Annotated in this window: 1 protein-coding gene; it reads left to right on the top strand. The window is 34.3% G+C overall.

The window, feature by feature from the left end; genetic code table 11:
• Window positions 1–238 (top strand): aldo/keto reductase (locus ACYP5M_RS26660; protein ID WP_459735746.1); only part of this gene is annotated, 238 nt, incomplete at its 5' end.
• Between the last annotated feature and the right edge of the window lie 7 nt (window positions 239–245).

The following is a 245-nucleotide window of genomic DNA, read 5'->3' as shown; positions in this document are numbered from 1 at the left end:
GTATAATGAAGTATTACAAGCAATTGCGACCAACCATGGCAAGTCTTTTGCACAAGTCATTTTACGCTGGGATTTACAAAATGTGATTGTAACGATTCCAAAATCAACTAAAGAACATCGTATTGTCGAAAACTCAACTGTATTCGATTTCGAATTGAAAGAAGAGGAAATGAACCAAATTTATGGATTGAATCAGAATCACCGTGTTGGTCCAGATCCTGATAATTTCGACTTTTAATTAAGTA

The sequence above is a fragment of the Peribacillus sp. N1 genome (assembly GCF_054600815.1).
Note: the sequence above shows the minus strand (reverse complement) of the source record. Positions and strands in the feature narration are given on the sequence as shown.